This window comes from Gemmatimonas sp. (assembly GCF_044344655.1).
Taxonomy (GTDB): Bacteria; Gemmatimonadota; Gemmatimonadetes; order Gemmatimonadales; family Gemmatimonadaceae; genus Gemmatimonas.
This window is the reverse complement of record NZ_JBIJCN010000007.1, coordinates 65,175-90,427: the sequence shown is the minus strand read 5'-3', so window position 1 is coordinate 90,427 and position 25,253 is coordinate 65,175. Positions and strand designations below refer to the sequence as shown.

Sequence of the window (25,253 nt, the reverse complement as noted above, 5' to 3'; positions counted from 1 at the left end):
GGTGGTGCCGGCGGTGACGTCGACGGTGGTGGTCCCGGTCGTGGTGCCGGCGCCGCCCGGCACGCCGAACGCCTCGGTGGCGTTGCGTACCACGCGCGGCGCGAGGGTGTAGCGCCCGGGGTCGAGGCCGCGGATGGTCTCGGTGGCGCCGATCGTACGTGCGTAGCCGTTGGGGCCGGTCAGGCGCACATCGCCGGCCAAGCCGACGGGGAGCCCGGTGAGCGTCACGGTGAGCGACCCCGAGGCCAGCGCGTAGGTGAACGCGGCCGACACGCTGCCGCCGGTGGTCAGGCTGAACGCGGTCGACGCCGGGCTGGGGGCGAAGCGATCGGGGCCCACCAGCACGGTGGCGGCGCTCACGGTGTAGGGCCCCACGGGCAGCGAGTCCACCGTGCCGCCGCTGGTGAAGACGCGGTCGATCCCCTGACCCACGAGGCGCAGTGACGGACTGGTGCCGTCGGGGAGCCCGGTGGCCTGCAGCACCAGCCGCCCCACCTGGGCCACGTACAGCACGGGCGCGGGGCTGGCGGTGAGGGAGGCCAGCACCTCGACCGTCAGCGTGTCGGTTGCGGGTCTGAACGTCACGCCGTTCCGGCCCACGGCGCTGCTGATCACGCGGTAGCGCCCGGGCTCGAGCCCGGTGAGCGTGGTGGTGGCGGTGACGGGGCGGGCGGTGCTGTCGGTCCCGGGGCCCAGCACCTTCACCTGGCCCGCCAGTCCGGCGGGGAGCCCCGTGACGGCCACGGCCAGGCTGCCGGTGGCCACGGTGTACTGCACGGCCACGCGGGCGGTGTCGCCGAAGCTCACGGCGGTGTCGAGCGTGGTGCGCGAGGGCGCGAAGCGCGCGCCCTCCGCGGTCACGGGACCGGCGCGGAACGCCCACCGTTCGAGCTCGGTGGGCTGCCCCGAAACCGGCGCGGCCGCCAGCACCGCACTCTGGGGGACAGCGGTGGGCGTGGCCCCGGGCGCCGTGACACTGATCGCGGCGCCGGTATTGGCGGGCAGCCCGCTCACGGTCACCGCCATCGCCGACGGGGCAGGCCGGTAGGCGGCTGCGACCTGCAGGGGCAGGCCGGAGGCCACGGTCACCTCGAACGAGGGGGGCACCCCCACCCACGTGCCGAGCGGGGTGCGGATGGGGCGCACGGTCACCGTGTAGCGGCCGGGGGGCACGTCGTTCCAATTGGTGCCGTCGGCGGCGTTGCGCGAAAAGCTGGCGCCGGCCGAGGCCCCGGTGATGAGCAGGTCGGCGCTGGCACCGGCGGGCACGCCGCTGCTGGCCACGGTCACGATGCCGGGCGGTACGGGCGCCGGACGGCCAGGCGACGTGGGCGAGCCGGCATCGCCGCCAGCGCAGGCGCCGACCGCAGCGAGGCACCCGACGAACGCGGCCAGCAGCCCACGGGGAAACCGCCGCCGCGTGGAAGAGTGTGCCGTCATGGGAAGTGCGAAAGATAACACGCCCGAGCCCGCCGAGTTCCCGACAGGGAATGTCGTTCAGATGTACGGCCGTTCATGCGTCGGCGCCTCCGCCGGCGGGTCGGCGCGGCGGGCCTGAAACACACCACGCCCCGAGGTCTCCCTCGGGGCGTGGTGTTGGGGGGGCGCGGGTAGCTGTGACCGCTTAGAACAACATCATCATCGGGGCTTCCAGCAGCTGCCGCAGCGTCTGCAGGAATTTCGCGCCCACGGCGCCGTCGATGATGCGGTGATCGCAGCTCATCGTCACGCGCATCTTCTGGCGCGGCACGAACTGGCCGTTCTCCCACACGGGCTTCGTTTCCGTGGCGCCCACGGCGAGGATCGCCGCTTCGGGCGGATTGATGATCGCCGTAAACTGATCGATGCCGAACATGCCGAGGTTCGACACGCTGAACGTGCCGCCGCTGTACTCGGCCGGCGTGAGCTTGCGCTCGCGCGCCTTCTTCGCGAGGTCGCGCGCTTCCTTGCCGATCGCCCCCAGGCCCTTGAGGTGCGCGTCGCGGATGACCGGCACGATGAGGCCGTCGTCGGTGGCGACGGCCATGCCCACGTGGGCCGCGCTGAAGTACCGGATGCTCTCGCCCATCCAGTGCGCGTTCACTTCCGGGTGCCGCGTGAGCGCGATCGCGACCGCCTTAATGACGATGTCGTTGACCGACACCTTGAACGCGTCGCCGGCGGCCACCATCTGCTCGCGCAGCTTGCCCACATTCGTCATGTCGATCTCCGACGTGAGGAAGAAGGTGGGGATGGGGCCGATCGACTCGCCGAGGCGCCGCGCGATGGTCTTGCGCATCTGCGTGAGCGGCACGTCCCGGTAGGCGCCTTCGATCTCGATCGTGGTCGGCGCGGGACTGGTCGGCACGGCCGCACCGAGGCGCGGTGCGGGGGCGCTGGCCGCCGCCTGCTCGATGTCGCGCTTGATCACGCGGCCACCGGGGCCGCTGCCCTGAATGCCGGCGAGCGTGAGCCCCTTCTCGGCGGCAATGCGACGCGCGAGCGGCGACGATCGCACCGGGCCACTCGGCGCTGCCGCTGCCGCTGCCGCTGCCGCTGCCGCTGCCGTTGCTGCTGCCGTTGCTGCTGCCGCAGGCGCGTGCGCTTCGGCGGGTGGCGTCGATTGCGTCGGGGCCGGCACATCGGCTGGCGCCGCGGCGGGCGTGTTGGCCGGTGCGCTGGCTGGGGCCGCACCGCCGGTGAAGGCCGAGATGTCCTCGTCGGCTGCGGCGATCACGCCGATCGTCACGCCGACCGTGCTGGTCTGCCCTTCGTCGATCAGGCGCGCGCGCAGGATGCCGTCGCCGCGCGCGACGAGTTCCATGATCGCCTTGTCGGTTTCGACTTCCGCGAGCGTGTCGCCGCTCTTCACCGCGTCGCCTACGTTCTTCGTCCACTTCACCAGGCGCCCTTCCTCCATCGTCGGAGAGAGCGCCTCCATCATTACTTTCGTCGCCATGTGAATGCCTTGTGGTCGCCTTGAGGGATCGCCTGGTCAGTCGATGTAGAGAACCTGCTTCACCGCCGCGATCGTCTTGGGGACGTCGGGCTTGGCGGCCTTCTCGAGGCTCTTCGTGTACGGCATGGGAGCGTCCGCCTGATGCACGCGGAGGACCGGCGCATCGAGGTGATCGAAGCAGTAGCGCTGCACGTAGTCCACCACCTGCGCGCCCACGCCGCACAGCTCCCACCCTTCTTCCACCACCACGGCGCGATTCGTCTTGCGCACCGACTCGGCGATCGCGTCCACGTCCATGGGGCGGATCGTGCGGAGGTCCACCACGTCGCAGCGGATCCCTTCCTTCGCGAGCTGATCGGCGGCCTGCATGGCCACCAGCACCATCTTGCCGTGCGTGATGAGCGTGCAGTGATCGCCTTCGCGCTTGAGGTCGGCCTTGCCGAGCGGGATCACGTAGTCCTCGTCGGGCACTTCGCCCTTCGTGTTGTACAGCATCTCGCCTTCGAGGAAGCACACCGGGTTGTCGTCGCGGATGGCGGCCTTCAGCAGCCCCTTGGCGTCGTACGGCGTGCCCGGCGCGACCACCTTGAGGCCGGGGATGTGGGCGAGCCACGACTCGAACGCCTGCGAGTGCTGCGCCGCAAGCTGCAGCGCCGCGCCGTTGGGGCCGCGGAACACCATCGGCATGGGGAACTGGCCGCCCGACATGTACAGCATCTTGGCGGCCACGTTGACCACCTGGTCGATCGCGAGCAGCGCAAAGTTCCAGGTCATGAACTCGATGATCGGGCGGAGGCCGCACATGGCGGCGCCCACGCCCACACCGGCGAATCCGAGTTCGGTGATGGGCGTGTCGACCACGCGCATCTCGCCGAACTCCTGCAGCAGTCCCTTCGACACCTTGTAGGCGCCCTGATACACGGCGACCTCCTCACCCATGAGGAAGACGCGGTCGTCGCGGTGCATTTCTTCGCGGAGCGCCTGATTGAGGGCGTCGCGGTACGTGATGATGGCCATGGTTGCGTGCGCTCTCAGCTCGTGGTTTCGACGAGGATGTCTTCCATGAGCGCCTCGAGGGGCAACTCCGGGCTGGCTTCAGCGAAGTCGATGCTGTCCTGCACGAGCTTCTTGATCTCTTCGTCCATCGCGGTCACTTCGGCGGCGCTGATCTCGCCCGCCTCTTCCATGCGCTGGCGGTGCAGCGCGATGGGGTCGCGCTTGAGGTACTGCTCGAGTTCTTCCTTGGTGCGGTAGGTGCCGCTGACCGCGTCGGACATGGAGTGGCCCATGAAGCGGTAGGTGCGCACTTCGAGCAGCGTGGGCATGCTCTCCTTGCGGGCGCGGTCGATCGCTTCCGTCATGGCCTTGCGGACGGCGAGGACGTCTTGGCCGTCCACCACGTCACGCGGCATGTCGTACGACGCGCCGCGCTTGTAGATGTCGTGGATCGACGAGGCGCGCTCGAGTGCGGTGCCCATGCCATACCGGTTGTTCTCGATGATGAACACGCAGGGGAGCTTCCAGAGCGCGGCCATGTTAAGCGCCTCGTGGAAGGCCCCGGTGTTGACCACCGACTCGCCCATGAAGCAGGCGATCACCTGATCGCCGCCGCGGTAGCGGATGGCGAAGCCCACGCCGGCGGCGATGGGGACGTGGCCACCCACGATGCCGTGCCCGCCGAGGAAGCCGAGCTGCTTGTCGAACATGTGCATCGAGCCACCCTTGCCCTTCGCGCAGCCGTCCTGGCGGCCGAAGAGTTCGGACATGACGGCGCGCGGGGTCATGCCGCGCGCGAGTGCCTGTCCGTGGTCACGGTAGGTGGTGATGATGTAGTCGTCGGGCCGGAGCAGCGAGATGATGCCGGTGGAGACGGCTTCCTGTCCGATATAGAGGTGGCAGAAGCCGCCGATGCGCCCGATCGCGTACATCTCGGCGCAACGCTCTTCGAAACGGCGCTGGAGGAGCATCGAGTACAGCAGCTCGCGGTTCAGCGCAGCGGTGTGGTCCGGCTTCACGGTCACCTGGTGGTCGGATTTCGCGTCAGATTTCTTCTTGGGAGGCATCAGAACGACAGTGGGGAGTGTCGGGTGGGGAGTTCTGAGCGCGTCAGGCGAGCGACGCGGCCTGGACCTGTTCCCAGGCGTGGTAACTCGAGCGGACCAGCGGACCACTTTCAACGTGCTTGAAGCCCATGGCCATGCCGGTGTCGTAGAACCAGCGGAACTCCTCCGGAGTGACGTACCGATCGAGTTCGATGTGGGCGTCGGAGGGGCGGAGGTACTGGCCAAGGGTGAGGATGTCCACGTTGACGCGGCGGAGATCCTTCATGACTTCGACGACTTCTTCGTTGGTTTCCCCGAGCCCGAGAATGATGCCGGTCTTGGTGGGGATATCGGGGGCGATGCGCTTGGCGATGCGGAAGATCTCCAGCACGCGCTCGTAGCGTCCGCCCGGGCGCGCCTTCTTGAAGAGGCGCGGCACCGTTTCGGTGTTGTGGTTGTAGATCTCCGGCCGGGCCTCGAGGACGGCGCGGATGGCGTCTTCGTTACCCTGGAAGTCGGGGACGAGGACTTCCACGCTGCACTCCGGGAGGCGCGTGTGGATCTGCCGGATGGTTTCGGCGAAGATGTAGGCGCCGAAGTCCGGGAGGTCGTCGCGGTCGACGGAGGTGATGACGGCGTGGCGGAGCTGCATGCGGGCGATGGCTTCGCCCACGCGGTTGGGCTCTTCGATGTCGTACTCGGGGGGGCGTCCGTGGGCGACGGCGCAGTAGGCGCAGTTGCGGGTGCAGACGCTGCCGAGGATCATGAAGGTGGCGGTGCCGTGCTGCCAGCACTCGCCGATGTTGGGACAATGCGCTTCTTCGCACACGGAATGGAGGTTGAGCTCCTTCATCATGTGCTTGAGGCGGATGTAGTTGTCGCCGCCGGGCGCCTTGACCTTGAGCCACGACGGTTTCCGCTCGGGGAGCGGGTCGCGGCGGTGTCGCCCCATGATTTGAACCAGCTGCTCAGCCATAATCCGGCACGGTGTTGCCCGGGCGGTGGCTCCGGGACGTGAACAGGGGAAGGTAGCCCTGTGCACGATTCGCGCAAACCAGCGTAACCCCCTAACCTAAAATAGCCGGGTTTTCCCTCGGGATGAAACCTCAGGCCGAGGCGTTCGTAGGGGGAGCGACCCTTTTTCCGAGTCGAGGCAACCTGTGCTCCGCACCCTGTTTACCGTTGGCATTGTGGCCCTGCTGGGGCTGGTGGCGCTCAAGCTCGTCTTCGGGCTGCTGGGGCCGCTGGTGAGCTTGCTCTTCTGGCTGGTGGGGCTGGCGTTCCGGGTCCTGATGCTGGGCGCGGTGGTCTACCTGGTGCTCCGGGTGGTAAGCCCGGCCACCGCGGCGCGCATCGAGCGGGCCATCCGGGGCTAAGAGGAGCAGGCGGGGGCTGACCGGCGCTGGCGCAGCCCGCCGCTTACTCCGCCGCTTACTCCGCCGCCGGCGCGTCGCCGGCCTCGCCCTGATCCTTCCGCCCGCGCGAGCGGCGGGCGCCCCCACGGCGTCCACGGCGCCCGCGGCGGCGGGGACGAGCGGCGCTGTCGCTCATGCTCTCCACACCGCCCATCTCGTCGTCCCCGGTGTCGTCCCCGGTGTCGTCCCCAGCGTCGTCGCCAGCGCCGTCATCGTCCGCGTCATCCTGACCGGACACGCGCACCGGCTCGCCGTCGATATGGTCGCCGGGGGTGAAGCGCACGCGCTCGCGTCGCGCCCGAGGCGCTGCTCCCTCGGCCCCGGCACCACGGTCGTCGGGCGAATCGGCGCCGTCAGCTGCCTCGCCAGACGCGCCGCCATCCTCCGCGCCGTTCTCCGCGCCGTTCTCCGCGCCGTTCTCCGCGCCATCCTCTCCGCGCGCGCCCTTCCGGCGACGGCCACGGCGACTGCGACGGTTGCGGCGGCGCTTCCGCGGGGTCCCGTCGGCGTCCACGCCCCCGTCCTCACCGTCGCCGCCAGACTCGGCGCCCGTCTCCTCACCATCGTCGCCGTCGTCCATCCCCTCGTCGCGACGATCCGCGTCGTGGCCCTCTGCGTCGGACGCGTCAGGGCTCCGATACGGCGACCGCTCACGCCCGGCCGACGGCGCGGACATCCCCGCCTCGCTCGCAGGGAACGCACCGGCGAGCGGCTGATCCCCCGCCGACTCCCCGAGCATCGGGGTGTCGGCCGCACTCGTCGGCGCGTCCACGCGGCGCTCATCACGCGCGCCCGGCGCCGCGAACGGATCGATCAGCTCCATGGCGGCGTCGGCGGCCGACGGCCGCGGCTCCCCACGGCGACGCCCCGACCGCGGCTCCGCCGATCGCTCCGCCGATCGCTCAGCACGGGGGGCGCGCTTCTCCCGAGACTCCCGCGGCTCGCGTGGCGTGCGCCCTTCGCGTCCGTCACGCGGCTCACGACCCTCACGGGGCTCGCGTGACGGCTCCACCCGCTCGCCGCGTTCCGCCCGATCATGCCGCGTCTCGCTTCGCGCATCGCTTCGCGCATCGCTTCGCGCATCGCTTCGCGTCTCTGTACGGGCGCCACGCTCCCCGCGGCCGCGCTCCTGGTCACGCCCACCGTCACGGCCATTGTCGCGGCCGCGCCGGCGACGGGCGTCCTGTGGCTCGCCGTCGATCCCGCTGGAGCCGTCGCGATCGCGCACCTTCTCGCGGAGCCGCTCCACTGACAGCTCCGGCTCGTCGCGGCGGCGCGACCCGTTGCGGGGACGGCGTTCGTCGCCGGCCGGCTCCGTGGAGGAGGACCCCACCACCGCTCGGCGGCCACGCGCGCCCCACGCCCACTTGAGGGCGCCCATCGTATCCGACAGGGCCACGCGACGGGTATCGCGCATGCGCACACCGAACGTCGGCTCCATGGGGACCGACTCCACGCGACGCGCGTGCGGCGCGAGCCGGAGCAGCAGATCCGTGTTGGCGGTCCAGCTGTCGCCGCTCACGAGCGGCGCGCTTCCGGCCTCCCGGATCGCTTCGCGCAGCGCCGAGATACGCACGAGGCGCATCGACGCGGTCAGATCCTTCACGCCCTCGACCTTCACGAACGCCCGCATGGCCCAGTGCGCATACGTGAACAGGCGCTTCACCGCCTTGGGGGCATCGGCCACCGTGAGGCGTTCCCCCACCACCAAGTCGGCGCCCCCTTCGAAGCGACGCGCGAACTCGGGCACGATGCCCGGCGGGTCGGTGAAGTCGCCCTGCAGCAGCAACACGGCGTCGCGACGCGGATAGCGCGTCTGCGCGGCGATGTGGCGGAGCAGGGCGTCGACGGCACCGGCGTAGCCCAGTCGTGACGTCCCGCGCAAGACCGAGACGGGCATCGCGCGCTCGTACTGCTCGGCCACCGTGGCGGTGTCGTCCGTGCTCGCGTCGTCGTACACCACGACTTCGTATTCGCGCGGGAACTCGGCCAGCACCGTACGCAGCCGCCAGAGCAGCACGCCGATGGTGGCCACCTCATTGTGCGCGGGGATGGCGAGGTAGAGCACGGGAACGGTCAAAGGGACGAACGGCGCCGGTAGCGCGGCACGCGTGCCGCGGAACCCTGACGTATGAGGCTGCGTCCGAAGATAACAGGTATGGGGCTGGAAGGCCCACCACAGGGAGAAGTGAGGCCGGGGTCGGGGAACGGGCGTACCTGACTGGCCCGGACGGCTGGCCGGGACGGCTCGCCCCGATCCGGACGGGCGGCGCGGGGCCCGGTACGACATGCGCCCCGTATCGCGCGGCTCGCCGTCACGCCCTAGCTTTCCCGCATGTTCGACGAGCTCCGCGACACGCTGCGCACGTTCACGTCCCGCCTCGACCCGTACGAGCGTCGCCGCCTGTCCCACGGCATGCGGGAGGCGCTCGTACACGCCAAGCTGGCGGTCAACGAGATGCGGGCCGCGGTTGCCGCCACGGAGGCCCGGCTGTCGGTGGAGCGTGCGGAGCTCGACACGATCCGTCGTCGTCAGGGCTTTGCCGCCGACATCGGCGACACCGAGACGGTGGACATCGCCGAGCGCTTTGCCCTGCAGCACGCCGAGCGGGTGGCGATGCTCGAGAGCAAGCACATGGTGCAGCAGCAGGAGCTCACGCTGGCCGAGCGCGAGTACGACACCATGAGCGACGAGTTGCGTCGCGTGGTGTCAGGGATGGACCCGCGGTCGTCCACGCCGGACCGTGGCGCGGCGCGCGCGGGGCGCGAGAGCGATGCCGAGGCGCGCCTCGCCGATCTCAAGCGGCAGATGGGGCGATGACCTGCGGCGGGCGCCGCGGGCAGCTCGCGGCACTGACGATCGGCCTGTGCACGATAGGCAGTGCGCTGCGTCCTTTCTCGTTGGCGGCGCAGCAGACGCGCGTCGAACAGGTGCGCCCGCCCGTGTCGAGCCAGGGGCGTCTGCCGGTCACCGGCTGTTCCGGGCAGCCGATCAGCGACATCGTCGTGATCACCCAGCCGCCATTCACCGACCGGCTGCCGCGCGATCTCGAATGGGTGCGGCGCGCGGTGCGCGCGACGCACGCGAACACCAGGGATGATGTCGTGCGCCAGTTCCTCTTCCTCAAGGTGGGGGAACCGTGCAACCAGATCAAACGCGCGGAGTCCGAGCGCATTCTTCGCGCGCAGCCCTATCTCGTTGATGCGCGCATCCGCGTGTACGATGACGAGAACGGCGGGGTGCGTCTCGAAGTGGAAACGCGCGACGATTTCAGCCTGATGGTCGAGCCGATGTTGCGCGGCTCGTCGCCGCAGTTCCGCGGGCTGCGTCTGGGCGAATCCAATCTCGCGGGCTTCGCCAAGCAGGCGGTCGTCGAGTGGCGCAACGGCATGGCCTACAACGACGTGCTGGGCGTGCAGTTCACGGACTTCCAGTTCCTCGGGCAGCGCGATGAGCTGCGGCTGGAAGCGCGCCGCGAGCCGTTCGGGCAGCGGCTCAACCTCGAAGCGGTGCGCCCCTTCTACACGGATCTGCAGCGTTTCGCCTGGGTGGCGTCGGTGGGCGGGCGTCGCGAGCCGCATCAGTTCCTGCGCGGCGATATCGAGACGAATGCCGTCAACGTGCGGCGGGCGTTCAGCAACGTGGGTGGCTTGGCGCGTGTGGGGCCGGTCGGGCGCCTCAGGCTGATCGGCGCCTCGATCACGCGTGAGGAAGAGCGGGTGGATTCGTTGCCCTTCCTGCTCACGCCACTCGGGGTGCGCCCCGACACGCTCGGCGAAGCGGCCCTCCTGTTCCGCCGTCAGAATGTGTTGCGCGCCAATCTGCTGCTTGGCGTGCGCGCCATCCGCTTCGTGCGCGTGCAGGGGTTCGACGCCCTCACCGGTGCGCAGGACATCCGGGTGGGCGCGCAGGCGGGCGTCTCGCTCGGTCAGTCGATCGTGGTGGGGCCGGCGGTCGATCGCGATCGCTTCCTGTCCACCAACGTGTACCTCGGCTGGGGTGGCGAGAAGTGGTTCGCCGGGGCGCAGGGGATCACGGAAGCGCGCTACGATCTCACGCGCCGGCAGTGGGACAACGTGATCGGCAGTGGCCGTGCCGCGTGGTACTTCCGGCCGGCGGTGCGACAGACCACGGTGCTGCAGGCCGAGTGGGCGACGGGGCGTCGCATGCGCGCCCCGTTTCAACTGTCGCTGGCGGATCGCGAAGGCGGGCTGCTGGGGCACCGGCAGTCGCGCGAGCCGGGCGCCCGTCGCCTGGTGCTGCGTGGCGAACAGCGTCTCGTGGTCCCCACGCGCCTCAACGTGGCCGATGTGGGGCTCGCCGGCTTCGTGGAGGCGGGGCGTCTGTGGACGGAGAGCAGCGTGCCCTATACGGTCGACACCCCGTGGCGCGGCGTGGTCGGCGTGTCGCTCCTGGCGGCCGTGCCGCCGCGCTCACGGCGCTTGTGGCGCGTGGACTTCGCGGTGCCGGTCAGCAAAGATCCCCGTGCGCGCTTCGAGGTGCGCCTCACGGGGATCGATCGCAGTCGCACGTTCTGGCGCGACACGCGTGATGTGGAGCGGAGCCGGGAGCGCACGGCGCCCACCTCGCTCTTCAACTGGCCGTAGCGGGCGTCGGGGCCACCGCCCCGATCGCGCCGTTACTTCACGTTCGCCATCATCTTGCGGATCGGCACGACCATCGCGAGCAGGATGGCCGTCGACACGAACAGGGCGATCGCCGTGCCGCTGAACACCGCCGGGGTCTGCTCGAGCTTCGTGGGATCCACATGGCCGCCCACGAGACCGGCCACGAGGTTGCCCACCGACGCAGCAAGGAACCAGATGCCCATCATCTGTCCCACGTAGCGCCGCGGCGCGAGCTTCGTCATCGACGACAGGCCGACAGGGCTCAGGCACAACTCGCCGAGCGTCTGGAACAGGTAGCTGACGATCAGCCACCACGGCGATACGAGCACGCTGCCGCCGCCGGCCACCACCTTGTTGGCGGCAAAGACCATGAGCTGGAAGCCGATGCCCGCGAGGGCGAGGCCGAGGGCAAACTTGGTGGGGCTCGAGAACTCCACGTTGCGCTTCGCCATCCACACCCACAACGCCGCGAACACGGGGGAGAAGATGATGATGAACAGCGAGTTCACCGACTGGAACCACGTGGCCGGGATGCTGAAGCCGAAGAGGTTGCGGTCGGTGAAATCATTGGCGAAGAGCTGCAGCGACGTGGGCGCCTGCTCGAACGCCGCCCAGAAGATCGCCGCGAACACGAACAGCACGAAGATCACCGCGCTGCGCTTCTTCTCGTCGCCCGTGAGGCCGCCGAAGGCGAAGATGTAGGCGAAGAACGCCACCGCGATGCCGACCAGCACGAACGTCATCGCGCCGCCGATCGCCTGCGGATCGAGCGCCAGCACTCCGCTCGACGCCAGCACGAACACGAGCGCCAGCACTGCGAGGCCGATCAGGGTGCTGTTGCGCACGCTCGCCTCGCGGCGTGCCTGCACGGCGGGATCGGGATCACGCACGATGTCCTGCCCGATCGGGCCCAGCAGCTTGCCGGCGAAGAGCCAGAAGCTCACCAGCCCCAGGGCCATGCCGATACCAGCCGCGCCGAAGCCCCAGTGCCAGCTCACCCGCTCGCCGAGATACCCGGTGACGAGCTGTCCCACGAAGGCCCCGGTGTTGATGCCCATGTAGAAGATCGAGAAGCCGGCGTCGCGACGGGCGCCGCCCTCGGGATACAGGTCACCGACGATCGCCGAGATGTTGGGCTTGAGCAGCCCGGTCCCCAGCACGATCAGCACGAGGCCGAGGAAGAAGAACGACTTGCCTACGTCGGCACCGGCGAAGCCGGAGACGCCGATCGCGAGGTGGCCGCCGGTGATGAGCACCGCGCCGATCAGGATGGCGCGGCGCAGTCCCAACCAGCGATCGGCGATCCAGCCGCCGGGGAGCGAGGCGAGATACACGCTCGCCGCGTAGATGCCCACGATGGCCGACGCTTGGGTGCGCTCGAACCCGAAGCCGCCCGCCTCGAGCGCGGCCGCCATGAACAGGACGAGCAGGGGGCGCAGACCATAGTAGGAGAAGCGCTCCCACATCTCGGTGGTAAACAGCAGTCCGAGTCCCTTGGGATGCCCAAAGAAGGATCGGTCGGTGGTGACGGCGGTGCTCACGGGGTGGGGACTGAGGTGGGAGGTTCCTTGATACAGGCCACGAAGTGGCCGGGGGCCTTCTCTTCCAGCAGCGGTACGGTGCGGGTGCACGCGGCGTCCTTGAGGGGATGCGGGCACCGGGGGTGGAACACGCACCCACTCGGCGGGTTGGCCGGTGACGGCGGGTCCCCTTGCAGCAAGACGCGCTCCCGGCGTGCGCCCGGCTCCGGCACGGGGACCGCCGACAACAGCGCCTTGGTGTACGGCATGCGCGGACGGCTGAACAGCTGCGCCCGTGTGGTGAGCTCGACGATGCGTCCGAGATACATCACCGCCACCCGATCGGCCATGTGCGACACGACGGCCAGATCGTGCGCGATGAACAGATACGACAGCCCGCGCTCACGCTGCAGGTCACGCAGCAGGTTGACCACTTGGGCCTGTACGCTCACATCGAGCGCCGACACCGGTTCATCGCACACGATGAACTGCGGCTCCACGGCGAGAGCCCGCGCGATCCCGATACGCTGGCGCTGTCCGCCGGAGAATTCGTGGGGGTAGCGCGCCGCATACTCGGCCCGCAGTCCCACTTCGTCGAGCAACTGCGCCACGCGCCGGTTGGCGGCCGCGCCCTCGGCGAGGTCATGGACCAGCAACCCTTCCTTGATCGCGTTGCCGACCGTCATGCGGGGGTTGAGCGAGCCGTACGGATCCTGAAAAACGATCTGCATGCGGCGGCGCATCTGGCGGAGCGCTTCGCCCCTGAGCTGCAGGACATCGGTGCCGCCAAAGTGCACGGAGCCGGCCGTGGGCTCGATCAACCGCAGCAGCGCGCGCCCCGTGGTGGTCTTGCCACACCCCGACTCGCCAACGAGCGCGAGCGTTTCCCCGCGCCCCACGTCGAACGACACCTGTTCCACCGCCTTCACGGCGCCGGTCACCCGCTGCAAGATCCCGGTGCGGATGGGGAAGTGCTTGGTCAGTCCGCGCACCGCGAGTAGCGGCGCGTCGGGCGCGTGAACATGCGTGCTGGCCGTCATGACCGCGGGGCTCCGGCCGGCGCGACGCGACGCGCCGGCTCCTGCACCAGATGACACCGTGCCTGATGCGATGCGCCCACCGACTGGAGCCGCGGCTCCTCCACGGCACACCGGTCGACGGCATACGGGCACCGGTCACGGAAGGCGCACCCACTCGGCAGCGCGCCAAGGGGCGGCACGCTGCCGCGGATGGTGGTGAGGCGTGCCTGCTCGTCGCCAAGCCGCGGCATGGCCGACAGCAACCCTTGGGTATAGGGATGCGAGGGGGTGGCGAACAGCGCCTCGACGGGCGCTTCCTCAACCACGCGGCCGGCGTACATCACAATCACGCGCGATGCCATTTCGGCCACCACCCCGAGGTCGTGGGTGATGAGCAGCAGCGCCATGCCGGTGCGGGTGCGCAGATCGCGCAGCAGTTCGAGAATCTGCGCCTGGATGGTCACGTCGAGCGCCGTGGTGGGCTCGTCGGCAATGACCAGTCGCGGGGAGAGCACGAGCGCCATGGCGATCATCACGCGCTGGCGCATGCCGCCCGACAGCTCGTGCGGATACTGCGTCGCGCGCGCCGGCGCATCGGCAATGCCCACCCGTGCGAGCATCGCGACGGCCTGGTCCCATGCCTCGCGCGCGCTGCACGTGGTGTGGACGCGCACGACTTCGGCGATCTGGTCACCCACGGTCAGCACGGGGTTGAGTGCCGTCGTGGGTTCCTGAAAGATCATCGCCATCTCGCGGCCGCGGATGGAGCGCAGCGCGCGCTCGTCGAGCGAGAGGATGTCGCGCCCGTCGAACACGATGTGCGCCGGCCCCGTGATGCGCCCGGGCGGCGGGACCAGCCGCAGCAGCGCGAGCGCCGTGAGCGATTTGCCGCACCCCGACTCGCCCACGAGGCACACCGTCTCCCCGTTGGCCACCTGAAAGCTCACGCCATCGACCGCGTACACGTCGCCGCCGGCGCCGGGAAAGGCCACCTGCAGCGACTGCACGTCGAGCAGCGTCTGGGGCGTAGCGGTCACGGTAGCGGGACAGTGGTGGGCGAACCGGTGGTGGCGCGTTCCGGTCGGAGTGGAGCAGACGCCAGACGCAGCACATGCACTCCCGCATGCGCTTCCGCAGGCGCTCCCGCAAACTGGACCGCCGCAAAGCGCTCGCGCAAGGCGAGGGTCGCGGTGAAGCGCCGCCGCCGTCGGGCCTTCATGCGCCGAGTGAGGTGGTTCAGCGCGCCGCCCCAGCGGGCGTGCCGAGACCGATACGGTCACGGTCGATCCGCCGCCGCGGATCCACCCGCCAATCGGCCAGATCAACCCACCAGCCATCGGCGCGCAGCGCGGGCACGATCAGGCGCGTGTGCATCACCATGGGCGCACGCTGCTCGTACAACCAGAGGGCCGGGACGTCGTTCACCGCTTGCTGGAGGGCGCGCGTCCAATAGCGGCGCGACGCGCCCGCATCAAAGGACGACAGGGCGCTGTCGACCCAGGCATCGAAGACCGGGCTGCGATACGACACTGTGTTGCTTGCGCCGGTAGACATCCAGGTTTGCCGCATCCCCACGAGCCCCGGGCTCATGATCCAGCCTCCCAGATAGCTGTCGAACGCTTTGCCGAGGATGCGCGCGTTGAGCACGTCGATCTCGAGCGGCACCGGTGTGACCTGCACGCCGATGGCGCGCAGCTGCTCCTGCAGCAGCACGGCAATGCGCTGGCGTGTGGGGCTGCTGTTGGGGACCAGCATGTCGAAGGCGAGCGGTACGTCGTGGCGTTCACGCACGGCATCGTTGTTGGTATCCACCCACCCGGCCGAATCGAGCAACGCGCGCGCCGCTGCGGGATCGTAGGCGATCTGCCTGATGGCGGCCGTATCGGCGATCAGCGCGCGGGGGGCGGGGCCCAGTGCCACGGTGCCGATCGAGTCGAGCACCGTGCGCACCAGGCGCTCGCGGTCCACCGCCATGGCCAGCGCGCGCCGTACCAGCGCGTCGCCGAAGACGGGATGCGGCTGACTGCCGTCGAACGGCGCCCGCTGGTTGAGGCCCAGAAAATGGTAGGCGAGCGACGGCTGCACGACGAGGCGCAGACTGGGCGCCTGCCCGATCTCTGCGAGTTGATCGGGAGCGAGGCCCTCCAAGACGTCCGCTTCGCCGGCGAACAGCGTGACGGTGGCGGCACCGAGGTCGGGGGCGATGCTCCAGATCACGCGGTCCAGCGTCGCGCGGCCGCGCGCATTGGTGGTGTCGGCCACGATCTCGATGCGCTGCCGCGCTGCCCAATTCACGAAGCGGAAACGCCCCGTGCCCACCGGATGGCGCGCGAAGGGAGATTGTCCCACGCGCGCCATGGGAATGGAGTCGAGCAGGTGCGACGGCAGCACGTGCATGTGGTACGTGGCGTCGTAGAACTGTTGCGGCGTGCGGCGCTTGAACCAGAACACGGCGGTGCGCCCGTCGGCGGCGGTGACGGAATCGATGTTGCCTAGCAGGGAGCGCCGCTCGGCGTCGACCGCGTCGTCGGTGTAGGCGCGGAACGTGTAGGCCACATCGGCGGCACGCACCGGGGCGCCGTCGTGCCAGTGCGCGGCGGGATCGAGCGTGAACGCGAGGGAGAGCGAGTCGGGGGCCCACTGCCACGACGACGCGAGCCGCGGGCGGACGCCCACGTCACCCACGGTTTCGAGGGATGGGCCGATGTCGGCGAGGCGGTCGAAGAGGGCGGCCACTATGGCGACCGCCGGCGTGCCGGTGGCGTGTGGGGGGAAGAGCGTGGTGGGCTCCACCGGGCTCACGATCACCACCGTGCCACCCACGTCGTCTGGCGCGCGCGGCGCGGCCTCGCCGCCGCACCCTGCGGCCCACGTGCTCAGCCCCGCCGCGAGCAGCGCCGCAATGCGGCGGACTACCGGCGCCAGAGCCATGCGCTGTCGGCGAAGTGGGCGCGCTGCCGAGCCTGGGCCCGGTCGAAGGCCGCATCCGGAACGAACGGCGCCATGTCCCCATCCGGCCCGGCGGCCTCGGTGAGCAGCCCCTGCAACGCCGCGTGCGCGTCGTGGGTGAGGTCCCCGTCGGACCGGGTGGGGCACCAATGGGCAAGCGAGGCGGCCGGCGGGGGCGGGGGGGCGTGCGGGGTGAGCGAGCGCAGGAGCGATTGGTCGTCGTGGAGCAAGATGCTGCCGTGCTGCAGGTAGGCACCGCCCTGACGCCAGACGGCGCTCCCCACGAGCTTGCGCCCCGCCACGGTAATCTCGCCGCTCGCGGGCTCCTCGAAGCAGACGGGGCCCTCAGGGGCCACCGGGGCGCCGCCGCCGGCCAGCACCGCGGGCACACGCAGGCGATGCAGCATCAGCAGCAGGAGCTGGTTGACGGCGGCGTAGGCGGCGCGCCACGGGAGCGCCTCGTCGAGGGGCATGGTGACGCTGTAGGTCAGCTCCCGCCCGTGCAGGAGGGCCCGCCCCCCCGTGGGGCGGCGCACCGCCGCCAGCGCCGCCTGGGCCACCGTGTCGGCATCGATGCGACCGGCGAGCCGCTCGTTGCGCCCGAACGACACCGTCGGGCGCTCCCACCCGTACCATCGCCAGGTGCCATGGCCAGGACGGACCGTCTCGAGGAGCGCCTGATCGGCGGCCATGTTGGTGACGCCGTCGCGCGCGCCATCGACCCACCACGACCATGCGCGCGGCAACACCCCGCGCGGCGGGGCCGCGGTCCGATCGCCGGGTCCGAACCGACCGGCGTGCGTCACGCCGGCCACGCCTCGTGGCGGGGCGTGCACGGACGCGCAGTGCGAGCGGTTGGGTGGCGGGGCATTGCCATTAAATTATCGGAGCTGCGGGGCGTCGGTATCTCGCCCCGCGCTGCATTTTCGCCGCCTTCACGGGCGCTGCCCGTTTCTCTCTGAGGATGGTCATGGCCACGCGCACCATCTCGCCCGCGCCCGCCGCGGTCGATTCGTTCATTCCGCGTCATCTCGGTCCCAGCGCCGCTGAGCAGCAGGTGATGCTCGCCGCGCTCGGCTACGGCTCGCTCGACGCCTTCATCGACGCCGTCGTGCCCGAGCAGATCCGCTTCCGCGGCACGCTCGATACCGGGCCCGAGCAGAGCGAAGCGCAGGTGCTCGCCTCGCTCAAGCAGATCGCATCGAAGAATGCCGTGTTCCGCTCGTTCATCGGCATGGGCTACTACGGCACGCACACGCCGCACGTCATTCTGCGCAACGTGATGGAGAATCCGGCGTGGTACACGGCGTATACGCCGTACCAGGCCGAGATCGCGCAGGGGCGACTCGAGGCGCTGCTCAACTACCAGACCATGGTGATCGATCTCACCGGACTGGAGATCGCCAATGCGTCGCTGCTCGACGAGGGCACGGCCGCCGCGGAAGCGATGGCGCTGGCCTTCGCGGCCAAGGGCAACGCCACGAAGAACGTGATGCTGGTGGCGGCCGATTGCCATCCGCAGACGATCGCGGTGGTGCAGGCGCGCGCTGAAGCGCGCGGCGTGACGGTGAAGGTCGCCGATGCGCGCGACTTCGCGTTCGACGACACCGTGTTTGGCGTGCTGCTGCAGTACCCGGGCACCGACGGCGCCGTGGTGGACTACCGGGCGCTGACGGAGCAGGCCCATGCGACCGGGGCGATGGTGATCGTGGCGAGTGACCTGCTGGCACTGTGCCTGCTCACGCCGCCGGGCGAATGGGGGGCCGACATCGTCGTGGGCAACACGCAGCGTTTCGGCGTGCCCATGGGCTACGGCGGTCCGCACGCCGCGTTCTTCGCCACCAAGGACGACTACAAGCGCCTGCTGCCCGGCCGCATCATCGGGCTTTCGCGCGACGCGGAAGGCGCGCCGGCCCTGCGCATGGCGCTGCAGACGCGGGAGCAGCACATCCGCCGCGAGAAGGCCACGAGCAATGTGTGCACGGCGCAGGTGTTGCTGGCGGTGATGGCGAGCATGTACGCCGTGTATCACGGCCCGGCGGGTCTCATGCAGATCGCCGAGCGCGTGCACGGCCGCGCCACGACGCTGGCGGCGGGGCTCGAGAAGCTGGGCTTCTCGATCACGCACGAGAACTACTTCGACACGGTGCGCGTGGAAGTGGGGGCGCATGGTCAGGATGACATCCTGGCGGCAGCGAAGGCGCACCGCATGAATCTGCGTGTGCTGGAACCCGGCACGATCACGCTCTCCGTCGACGAGACCACGACCGAGCAGGACATCGTGGATCTGTGGACGGTGTTCAATAACAACGCCGCGGTGGACTTCGGCTACGCCAGCGTGGCCGGCGGTGCCGACACGCGCTACGACGAGCGCTTCCGTCGCGTGACGCCGTTCCTGACACATCCCACGTTCCACAAGTACCACAGCGAGACGGAGATGCTGCGCTATCTCTACTCGCTGCAGGCCAAGGATTTCTCCCTCGTGCATGGCATGATCCCGCTGGGATCGTGCACGATGAAGCTCAATGCGACGGCCGAGATGATCCCGGTCACGTGGCCGGAGTTCGGGCAGCTGCATCCGTTCGCCCCGCGCGAGCAGGCAGAAGGCTACGCGCAGATGTTCCGTGAGCTCGAGCACGATCTGGCCGAGGTGACCGGATTCGCGGGCGTGTCGCTGCAGCCCAATGCCGGTTCGCAGGGGGAGTATGCCGGGTTGCTGGTGATCCGGGCGTACCACCAGGCACGCGGTGACGCGCACCGCACGGTGTGCCTCATCCCGCAGTCGGCGCACGGCACCAACCCGGCGTCGGCGGTGATGGCCGGCTTCGGCGTGGTGGTGGTGAAGACGGATGCCGATGGCAACATCGACGTGGACGATCTGCGCGAGAAGGCCGAACAGCATGCGGCGAATCTCGGCGCGCTGATGGTCACGTACCCGAGCACGCACGGTGTGTTCGAAGCGCGTATCAAGGAGATCACGGCCATCATCCATGCGCACGGTGGTCAGGTGTACATGGACGGGGCGAACATGAACGCCATGGTGGGGGTGTCACGTCCGGGTGATCTCGGCGCCGACGTGTGCCACCTCAACCTGCACAAGACGTTCTGCATCCCGCACGGCGGCGGTGGCCCGGGCATGGGTCCCATCGGCGTGGCGACGCAGCTGGTGCCGTATCTCCCCACGCACCCGGTGGTCGCGTCGCACGACGTGAGCACCGCGATCGGCCCGATCTCGGCGGCGCCGTGGGGCAGCGCGAGCATCCTGCCCATCTCGTACATGTACATCAAGATGATGGGCGGGGAGGGGCTCGCTCTCGCGACGAAGGTGGCGATTCTCAGCGCGAATTACATCGCGAAGAAGCTCGAGGCGCATTACCCGGTGCTGTACCGCGGCCAGAACGGTCTGGTGGCGCACGAGTGCATCCTCGATACGCGGTCGCTCAAGACGGCAGCGGGGATCGAGGCGGAAGATCTGGCCAAGCGCCTCATGGACTACGGCTTCCACGCGCCCACGCTGTCGTTCCCGGTGGCGGGCACGCTCATGGTGGAGCCCACGGAGAGCGAGAGCAAGGCGGAGCTGGATCGCTTCATCGAAGCGATGATCGGCATGCGCGAGGAGATCGCGGCGATCGAGTGCGGCGAAGCGGACCGCGAGGACAACGTGCTCAAGAACGCGCCGCACACGGCATCGCACTGCACCGCCGATGCGTGGACGCATCCGTACACGCGTCAGCAGGCGGCGTATCCCACGCAGTGGACCCGCGACCGGAAGTTCTGGCCCACGGTGCGGCGAGTCGAAAGCGCGTTCGGGGACCGCAACCTGGTGTGCGCCTGCCCGCCGATCGAGTCCTACGCGCCGGCGTCGGCGTGAAGTAAGCGGTGAGACGTGAGAACGGCGCGCCTGCTTCGGTGGGCGCGCCGTTTTGCTTGTGTATCCCCCGCCTGCCGAGGATCCGTGCACCCCGGCGCGCAACGCACCGGGGCCCTCAGTCGCTCGAGCGGACGTTACTCGCCGAGCTGGGCGCGATAGGCGTCGGGCGTCATGAGGCCCGCGTCGCCGCCGGCGGCCACGCGCACCTTGATCATCCAGCCATCGCCATACGGATCGTTGTTGATGAGCGCCGGCTCGCCGTCGAGGCGGCCGTTCACCTCGAGCACTTCGCCGGCGACCGGCATGAACAGCTCCGATACGGCCTTCACCGCTTCGACGGTGCCGAACACGTCGTGCGAGCCGTACGTCTGTCCCACCTTGGGGAGCTCCACGTACACGATGTCGCCCAGCTCGCCCTGCGCGTAGTCGGTGATGCCGATGTACACCACATCGGCGTCCGACGTGGCACGGACGTACTCATGCTCCTTGGTATAGCGCAGATCGGCGGGAATGTTCGACACGAAAGGCTCCAGATGGGAAGGAAAAACCGAACAGGCGAAGTATCCGCGTTCGGGGACCGGAGGGGAAGCGGGGCCCGGCTACGGGTTTGCCGATCGTCCGGCGGCACGTGCGTCGATCGCCTCCCACACGGCCTCCACGCGGGCCGCCAGCGCGGCGCGGTCCCCATCATTGTCGATGATCCAGGTCGCGCCGGCGCGCTTCCGTGCCGATGGCCACTGCGCAGCGATCATTGCGTGCGCGTCGGTGGGCGGAAGGTGGCGGTCGCGGACGAGTCGCTCCAGCCGCACCGCTTCGGGGGCGTCGACGAGGATCACGCCGTCGAACGCCTGCTCGAGCCCGACCTCGAACAGCAGCGGGATATCCGAGATCACGATGCGGTCGCCCCGCGTGCGCGCTGCGGCCACCGCCTCGTCGCGCAGTCGGCGCACGGCCGGATGCACGATCGCATTGAGGGCATCGCGCGCCACGGGGTCGCGGAAGACGCGGGCGCGGAGCGCTGCGCGGTCGAGCGAGCCGTCGGCTACAAGAACGCCGTCCCCGAAGCGATCGACCACGGCCGCAAGCCCCGGCGTGCCCGGCGCCACCGCCTCGCGCGCGAGGACATCGGCGTCGATGATCGTCGCCCCGTGCCGCGCGAGGAGCGCGGCGACGGCGGACTTGCCCGCGGCGATGTTGCCGGTGAGTGCGAAATGGACCATGCGGGGAATCTAGGGCCCCGGCGCACGACGCACCGGCACCGTGCGCCCTCCCCCCCCGACCCTCAGGCCGCAGCCGAGTCGTGCAGGTCGTCGTCGTGGTCACTCACCCGGCGCCGCTTCTCGCGGTTCACCAGCAGCTCCTGAATCACCCACTGGGGTCCACCGCGCAGACGGATCTGGTGCGGCGTGCACCCCAGGTAGCGCTGGCAGGTGTTGCGGAAGGCGGAGCCCGACGGAAAGTCGAGCGCGCTCGCCACACCATCGGCGCTGCGCGAGCCGTCTTCCAGCATACTCGCAGCGACGATCAGACGCCCCCACGTGATCAGCTGATGCGGCGGTGGCAGCTCGGCCCCTTCGAGACGCTTGGACAGCAGGCGACGCGACACCGCGATCAGACGCGCCAGGCCGTCCGGCGTGAGGCGCTCGTGCGCCCGCGTGACCGACAGCATCACTGCGTCGCGCACCACGCTGCGGAGCCCCGCCAGATGCTGCTTCAACAGACTCGACACGCTGCGCGCCTCGGCCTGGTCGAGCAACGCCGTGAGCAGCTGCGGCGTGTCCGTTTCGTCAGCCACGATCAGCACGTCGATGCCGCAGCGCCCGGCGTCGAACATGTCCTTGGCGCGTTCACGCGTGAGGTCCACATACGCGACGAGGGCGGCACGCGGCACCCGCACACGCAGCTGACGGACCCGCTCGAAATCGGCGCGGCCATCCACGTACAGGTCGAACACCACCACATTGATCGGGCCACGCTCGCACGCCCGGGTCAGCGAGGTCCAGTCATCGCACGGCACGAAGCGATAGCGCTCCCGCGCCGCTGCGCGCAGGCGGGACAGTCGTGGTTCGTGCGCGAGCAACGTCGCGATTACGCCCATGCGACGATCCGTCCGGTGAAGTGAGGAGGTGGACTGACGTATCACCCTCAAGACGCCGCACCGGCGGGAAGCGTCACACGGGGGCGCCGGCGCCCGGTCTCCCCCGGGACAAAAAAACGGGGCGCGTCGACGACGCACCCCGTTTCTTCACAGCAGCGTTTGCTGTATCTCGTCTTTCCTCGGTACCGCATGGCAGGCGCGACACCGGGCCTCGTACGAATCCGCCGCGCCGACCATGATCGTGGGGGAGTCGTAGTGCGCCGGCTTGCCCTCGAGCAGCCGCTGGGTGCGGCTGGCCGGTGACCCGCACAGCACGCAGATCGCGTGCAGCTTGTCCACCACCTCGGCCACCGCCATGAGCTGCGGCATGGGGCCGAAGGGTTCACCGCGGAAGTCCGTGTCGATCCCGGCCATGATCACGCGACGGCCGCGATTGGCGAGCGCCGAGACCACGTTCACGATCGCCGCATCGAGGAACTGCACTTCGTCGATCGCAATCACCTGCGCCATCGGATCGAGCCGCAGCATGATCTGCGACGACGAATCCACCGGCGTGGCATCGAAGGTGCGCCGGTCGTGGCTCGAGACGGCCCACAGTCCGGCGTAGCGATCGTCGAGATGCGACTTGAACACCTGCACCCGCTTGCGTGCGATGGTGGCGCGGCGGACTCGACGCAGCAGCTCCTCCGTCTTGCCGCTGAACATCGAGCCCGCGATGACCTCCATCCATCCACCGGATGCCTGAAAGCCGCCACTCATCGTTTAGGCCTCGTCGTTGCGCTCGATGGGCGGACGCGCCGGACGCTCGCGCTTCGCATGCTTCATGCGCTCCGCACGTTCCGACCACTCCTGACGCCCCTCGGCGCGTTCGCGCGGCGGACGATCACCGAAGGCGCGACGCTCGTCGGAGGCGCGCGGTGGCCGTCCGCCACCGAACCCGCCGCCGAATCCACCACGGCCGCCTTCACGGCCGCCGTCGCGGCCGCCGTCGCGGCCGCCGTCGCGGCTGCCCCCGAAGTCACGACGCGGCCCACGCTCGCCACCACCCCCGGCGCCACGCTCTCCGCGGTCGAAGCTGCGCGCCGGACGGCTGCCGAACTCGCGGCGCGGTCCACGGTCGCCCCCGAAGTCACGACGCGGGCCGCGGTCACCGCCGAAATCACGGCGCGGGCCACGATCCCCACCACCGAACTCGCGGCGCGGTCCGCGGTCACCGAATCCACCGCGCGGCGGACCGTCGCCGCGCTCGTCGATGCGCGCGCTCAGACGACGGCCACGCAGCGTGGCGCTGGAGAGCGCCGCTACCACCTTGGCCGCATCCTCCGCCGCCAGCTCCACCGTGGAGTGCGATTCGTAGAGATCGACCTGGCCGATCTTGTCGCCGGGCACGCCGGCTTCGTTGGCGATTGCCCCCACGATGTCGCCCACCCGCACGTTGTCACGCTTGCCGGCGGCGAGGAACACGCGCTGGCGCCCAGCGGCAGCCGGCGCGGGCGCATCGGCCGCACGCTGCGGCTCGCGCGGCGCGCTGGCCTTGGCGCCGGCGGCCGCCGCTTTCGCCTTGATAACGGCCACATCGCGACGCGTGGCCTCGTAGAGGCGCAGTGCGGCCGCGGCCACTTCGACGGCGTCGTGCGTGTCGAGCAGCGGCGCGAGCAGCGCGAGTTCGCTGGCCGTCGCCCCACCGCTGGAGAGCGCGTTGCGGAGCGCGGTGCGTACCTGCGCCACGCGATCCTCGGCGCTTGCCTTGCGGGGCGCGGGCGTCCACGCCTCCGCGAGGTTCTGCGTCATGCGACGGAAGGTCGGGAGCTCATCGGGGAGCAGCAGCGCGACGGCGTCCACCGGACGCATCGCGAGCGCCTCTACGAGCGCGTCGTGCGACGCCGGGGCTTCCCAAAGGACCGCCAGCGCCACGTGCTGCGCCGTGGGCGTGCGGGTGACCTGCACGGCGAGGCCGTCCACCGTGATGCCAAGGCGGGCCAGTGCCGCCGTGGCGTCTTCGGCACCGGTGTCGGTCGCCGTCACGATCACCAGTGATGGCGGATCGGTTTCATCGAGCACTAACCGCAGCGCGTCGGCGCGGCCGGAGGCCGAGGTCAGGAAGAACCGTGGCGTGACCGCCAGCGCCGCATCACCGATCACCAGCGGTGACATGCGGCGCGCGCGGCGCAGCTGCGCCTCGAGGAACGCCTCGGTCTGTTCATTTTCGGTTTCGAGCGTGGCCACGCGCGACACGTCGGCCGGGGCATCGCTCAGCAGCGCCTGCAGCGTGTCACCGCCGCTCGCGGCGAGGATTTCGTCGAGACCGACGATGACGACCGTCTGCAACTGCTCGAGATCGAGCGCGGCGTCGCGGCGCAACGCCAGCAGGTCGGCCGGGGTGCCGGTGGCGACGGCCACCGGGGCCGCGCCCAGCACGCGGCGGGCACGCACCACACCGGACACGGGCACCACACGCGCGTCGGGGGTGCCGAGCAGACGGCGGGCCTGATCGGCCGCGGCCATCGCCTGTTCGATGGTGGGGGTGATGACGAGGCACCGGGGGGCGCCAGTCTGGCCGCCTTCGCGGCTCCGTTCGATGCCGGGGCGCATGGCCGTGGTCATGGTACGCAAATCCGCCGGCCCTTCCAGCACCACGTGCTGGCTCCGCGTCGCCCCTGGCGACGTCTCTTCCCGTTCCTGCTCGCTCACAACCCCACCCCTTCAGTTGTTAGTCAGCCCGATGGTCCAACCATCGGTGTATGGTGCGCCCCGCTGGCGCGTCGTGACCGT

At 69.9% G+C, this 25,253-nt stretch carries 20 protein-coding genes and 1 pseudogene; 4 read left to right on the top strand and 17 right to left on the bottom strand.

What is annotated here, in order from left to right:
* From ACIQ51_RS04170 to lipA, 5 genes and pseudogenes are all read right to left on the bottom strand, one after another.
* A pseudogene (locus ACIQ51_RS04170) lies at window positions 1–1,440 on the bottom strand (hypothetical protein); the annotation flags it as partial.
* 184 nt (window positions 1,441–1,624) lie between these two features.
* Entirely contained in the window at window positions 1,625–2,938 is a 1,314-nt protein-coding gene (locus ACIQ51_RS04165; RefSeq protein ID WP_396203751.1) for a pyruvate dehydrogenase complex dihydrolipoamide acetyltransferase, read from the bottom strand.
* A 36-nt stretch (window positions 2,939–2,974) separates the two neighbouring features.
* Entirely contained in the window at window positions 2,975–3,955 is a 981-nt protein-coding gene (locus tag ACIQ51_RS04160) for a pyruvate dehydrogenase complex E1 component subunit beta (RefSeq protein ID WP_396203750.1), read from the bottom strand.
* Window positions 3,956–3,969: 14 nt separating this feature from the next.
* Window positions 3,970–5,001: a pyruvate dehydrogenase (acetyl-transferring) E1 component subunit alpha gene (gene pdhA / locus ACIQ51_RS04155; protein ID WP_396203749.1), complete on the bottom strand. Its 1,032-nt coding sequence runs from the start codon at window positions 4,999–5,001 to the stop codon at window positions 3,970–3,972.
* A gap of 43 nt (window positions 5,002–5,044) precedes the next feature.
* Window positions 5,045–5,932 (bottom strand): lipoyl synthase, encoded by an 888-nt coding sequence (gene lipA, locus ACIQ51_RS04150; RefSeq protein WP_396203748.1) that lies wholly within the window; start codon window positions 5,930–5,932, stop codon window positions 5,045–5,047.
* Window positions 5,933–6,140: 208 nt separating this feature from the next.
* On the opposite strand from lipA, the gene ACIQ51_RS04145 reads away from it, so the two are divergent.
* Window positions 6,141–6,356: a hypothetical protein gene (locus tag ACIQ51_RS04145; RefSeq protein WP_396203747.1), complete on the top strand. Its 216-nt coding sequence runs from the start codon at window positions 6,141–6,143 to the stop codon at window positions 6,354–6,356.
* Between the two features lie 55 nt (window positions 6,357–6,411).
* Here ACIQ51_RS04145 and ACIQ51_RS04140 read toward each other — a convergent pair whose 3' ends face one another.
* Window positions 6,412–8,475 carry a glycosyltransferase gene (locus tag ACIQ51_RS04140; protein WP_396203746.1) on the bottom strand — a complete coding sequence of 688 codons (2,064 nt, stop codon included), beginning with the start codon at window positions 8,473–8,475 and terminating at the stop codon, window positions 6,412–6,414.
* A 255-nt stretch (window positions 8,476–8,730) separates the two neighbouring features.
* Here ACIQ51_RS04140 and ACIQ51_RS04135 point away from each other — a divergent pair, with 255 nt between their 5' ends.
* Window positions 8,731–9,216, top strand: a complete 486-nt coding sequence (locus ACIQ51_RS04135) for a hypothetical protein (RefSeq protein ID WP_396203745.1) — start codon at window positions 8,731–8,733, stop codon at window positions 9,214–9,216.
* Window positions 9,213–11,003: a hypothetical protein gene (locus ACIQ51_RS04130; protein ID WP_396203744.1), complete on the top strand. Its 1,791-nt coding sequence runs from the start codon at window positions 9,213–9,215 to the stop codon at window positions 11,001–11,003. The genes ACIQ51_RS04135 and ACIQ51_RS04130 overlap by 4 nt, the downstream gene beginning before the upstream one ends.
* A gap of 32 nt (window positions 11,004–11,035) precedes the next feature.
* On the opposite strand, the gene ACIQ51_RS04125 is transcribed toward ACIQ51_RS04130, so the two are convergent.
* From ACIQ51_RS04125 to ACIQ51_RS04100, 6 genes are read right to left on the bottom strand one after another with little or no spacing between them, the layout of a single operon-like run.
* The gene (locus tag ACIQ51_RS04125; RefSeq protein WP_396203743.1) at window positions 11,036–12,565 is read right to left on the bottom strand and encodes a peptide MFS transporter; all 1,530 of its coding nucleotides are present in this window, start codon (window positions 12,563–12,565) and stop codon (window positions 11,036–11,038) included.
* Window positions 12,562–13,584, bottom strand: coding sequence for an ABC transporter ATP-binding protein (locus ACIQ51_RS04120; RefSeq protein ID WP_396203742.1), 1,023 nt, complete (start codon window positions 13,582–13,584; stop codon window positions 12,562–12,564). Before ACIQ51_RS04120 ends, ACIQ51_RS04125 begins: the two co-directional genes overlap by 4 nt.
* Window positions 13,581–14,600, bottom strand: coding sequence for an ABC transporter ATP-binding protein (locus ACIQ51_RS04115; RefSeq protein WP_396203741.1), 1,020 nt, complete (start codon window positions 14,598–14,600; stop codon window positions 13,581–13,583). The genes ACIQ51_RS04120 and ACIQ51_RS04115 overlap by 4 nt, the downstream gene beginning before the upstream one ends.
* Window positions 14,597–14,782 carry a hypothetical protein gene (locus ACIQ51_RS04110; protein ID WP_396203740.1) on the bottom strand — a complete coding sequence of 62 codons (186 nt, stop codon included), beginning with the start codon at window positions 14,780–14,782 and terminating at the stop codon, window positions 14,597–14,599. Before ACIQ51_RS04110 ends, ACIQ51_RS04115 begins: the two co-directional genes overlap by 4 nt.
* Window positions 14,783–14,799: 17 nt before the next feature.
* Window positions 14,800–16,494 (bottom strand): peptide ABC transporter substrate-binding protein, encoded by a 1,695-nt coding sequence (locus ACIQ51_RS04105; protein WP_396203739.1) that lies wholly within the window; start codon window positions 16,492–16,494, stop codon window positions 14,800–14,802.
* The gene (locus ACIQ51_RS04100; protein ID WP_396203738.1) at window positions 16,476–17,318 is read right to left on the bottom strand and encodes a biotin/lipoate A/B protein ligase family protein; all 843 of its coding nucleotides are present in this window, start codon (window positions 17,316–17,318) and stop codon (window positions 16,476–16,478) included. The genes ACIQ51_RS04105 and ACIQ51_RS04100 overlap by 19 nt, the downstream gene beginning before the upstream one ends.
* Window positions 17,319–17,476: 158 nt before the next feature.
* On the opposite strand from ACIQ51_RS04100, the gene gcvP reads away from it, so the two are divergent.
* Window positions 17,477–20,383 (top strand): aminomethyl-transferring glycine dehydrogenase, encoded by a 2,907-nt coding sequence (gene gcvP, locus ACIQ51_RS04095; protein WP_396203737.1) that lies wholly within the window; start codon window positions 17,477–17,479, stop codon window positions 20,381–20,383.
* A 134-nt stretch (window positions 20,384–20,517) separates the two neighbouring features.
* Here the strand turns inward: gcvP and gcvH are convergent, their stop codons facing one another.
* From gcvH to ACIQ51_RS04070, 5 genes are all read right to left on the bottom strand, one after another.
* Window positions 20,518–20,904 carry a glycine cleavage system protein GcvH gene (gcvH, locus tag ACIQ51_RS04090; RefSeq protein ID WP_396203736.1) on the bottom strand — a complete coding sequence of 129 codons (387 nt, stop codon included), beginning with the start codon at window positions 20,902–20,904 and terminating at the stop codon, window positions 20,518–20,520.
* A gap of 78 nt (window positions 20,905–20,982) precedes the next feature.
* Window positions 20,983–21,603 carry a dephospho-CoA kinase gene (gene coaE / locus ACIQ51_RS04085; protein ID WP_396203735.1) on the bottom strand — a complete coding sequence of 207 codons (621 nt, stop codon included), beginning with the start codon at window positions 21,601–21,603 and terminating at the stop codon, window positions 20,983–20,985.
* 62 nt (window positions 21,604–21,665) lie between these two features.
* A complete protein-coding gene (locus ACIQ51_RS04080) occupies window positions 21,666–22,481 on the bottom strand; it encodes a helix-turn-helix domain-containing protein (RefSeq protein WP_396203734.1) in 816 nt (271 codons plus the stop codon).
* Between the two features lie 147 nt (window positions 22,482–22,628).
* Entirely contained in the window at window positions 22,629–23,240 is a 612-nt protein-coding gene (locus tag ACIQ51_RS04075; protein WP_396203733.1) for a thymidine kinase, read from the bottom strand.
* Between the two features lie 3 nt (window positions 23,241–23,243).
* Window positions 23,244–25,085, bottom strand: a complete 1,842-nt coding sequence (locus ACIQ51_RS04070; RefSeq protein ID WP_396203732.1) for a DbpA RNA binding domain-containing protein — start codon at window positions 25,083–25,085, stop codon at window positions 23,244–23,246.
* Window positions 25,086–25,253: the final 168 nt, after the last annotated feature.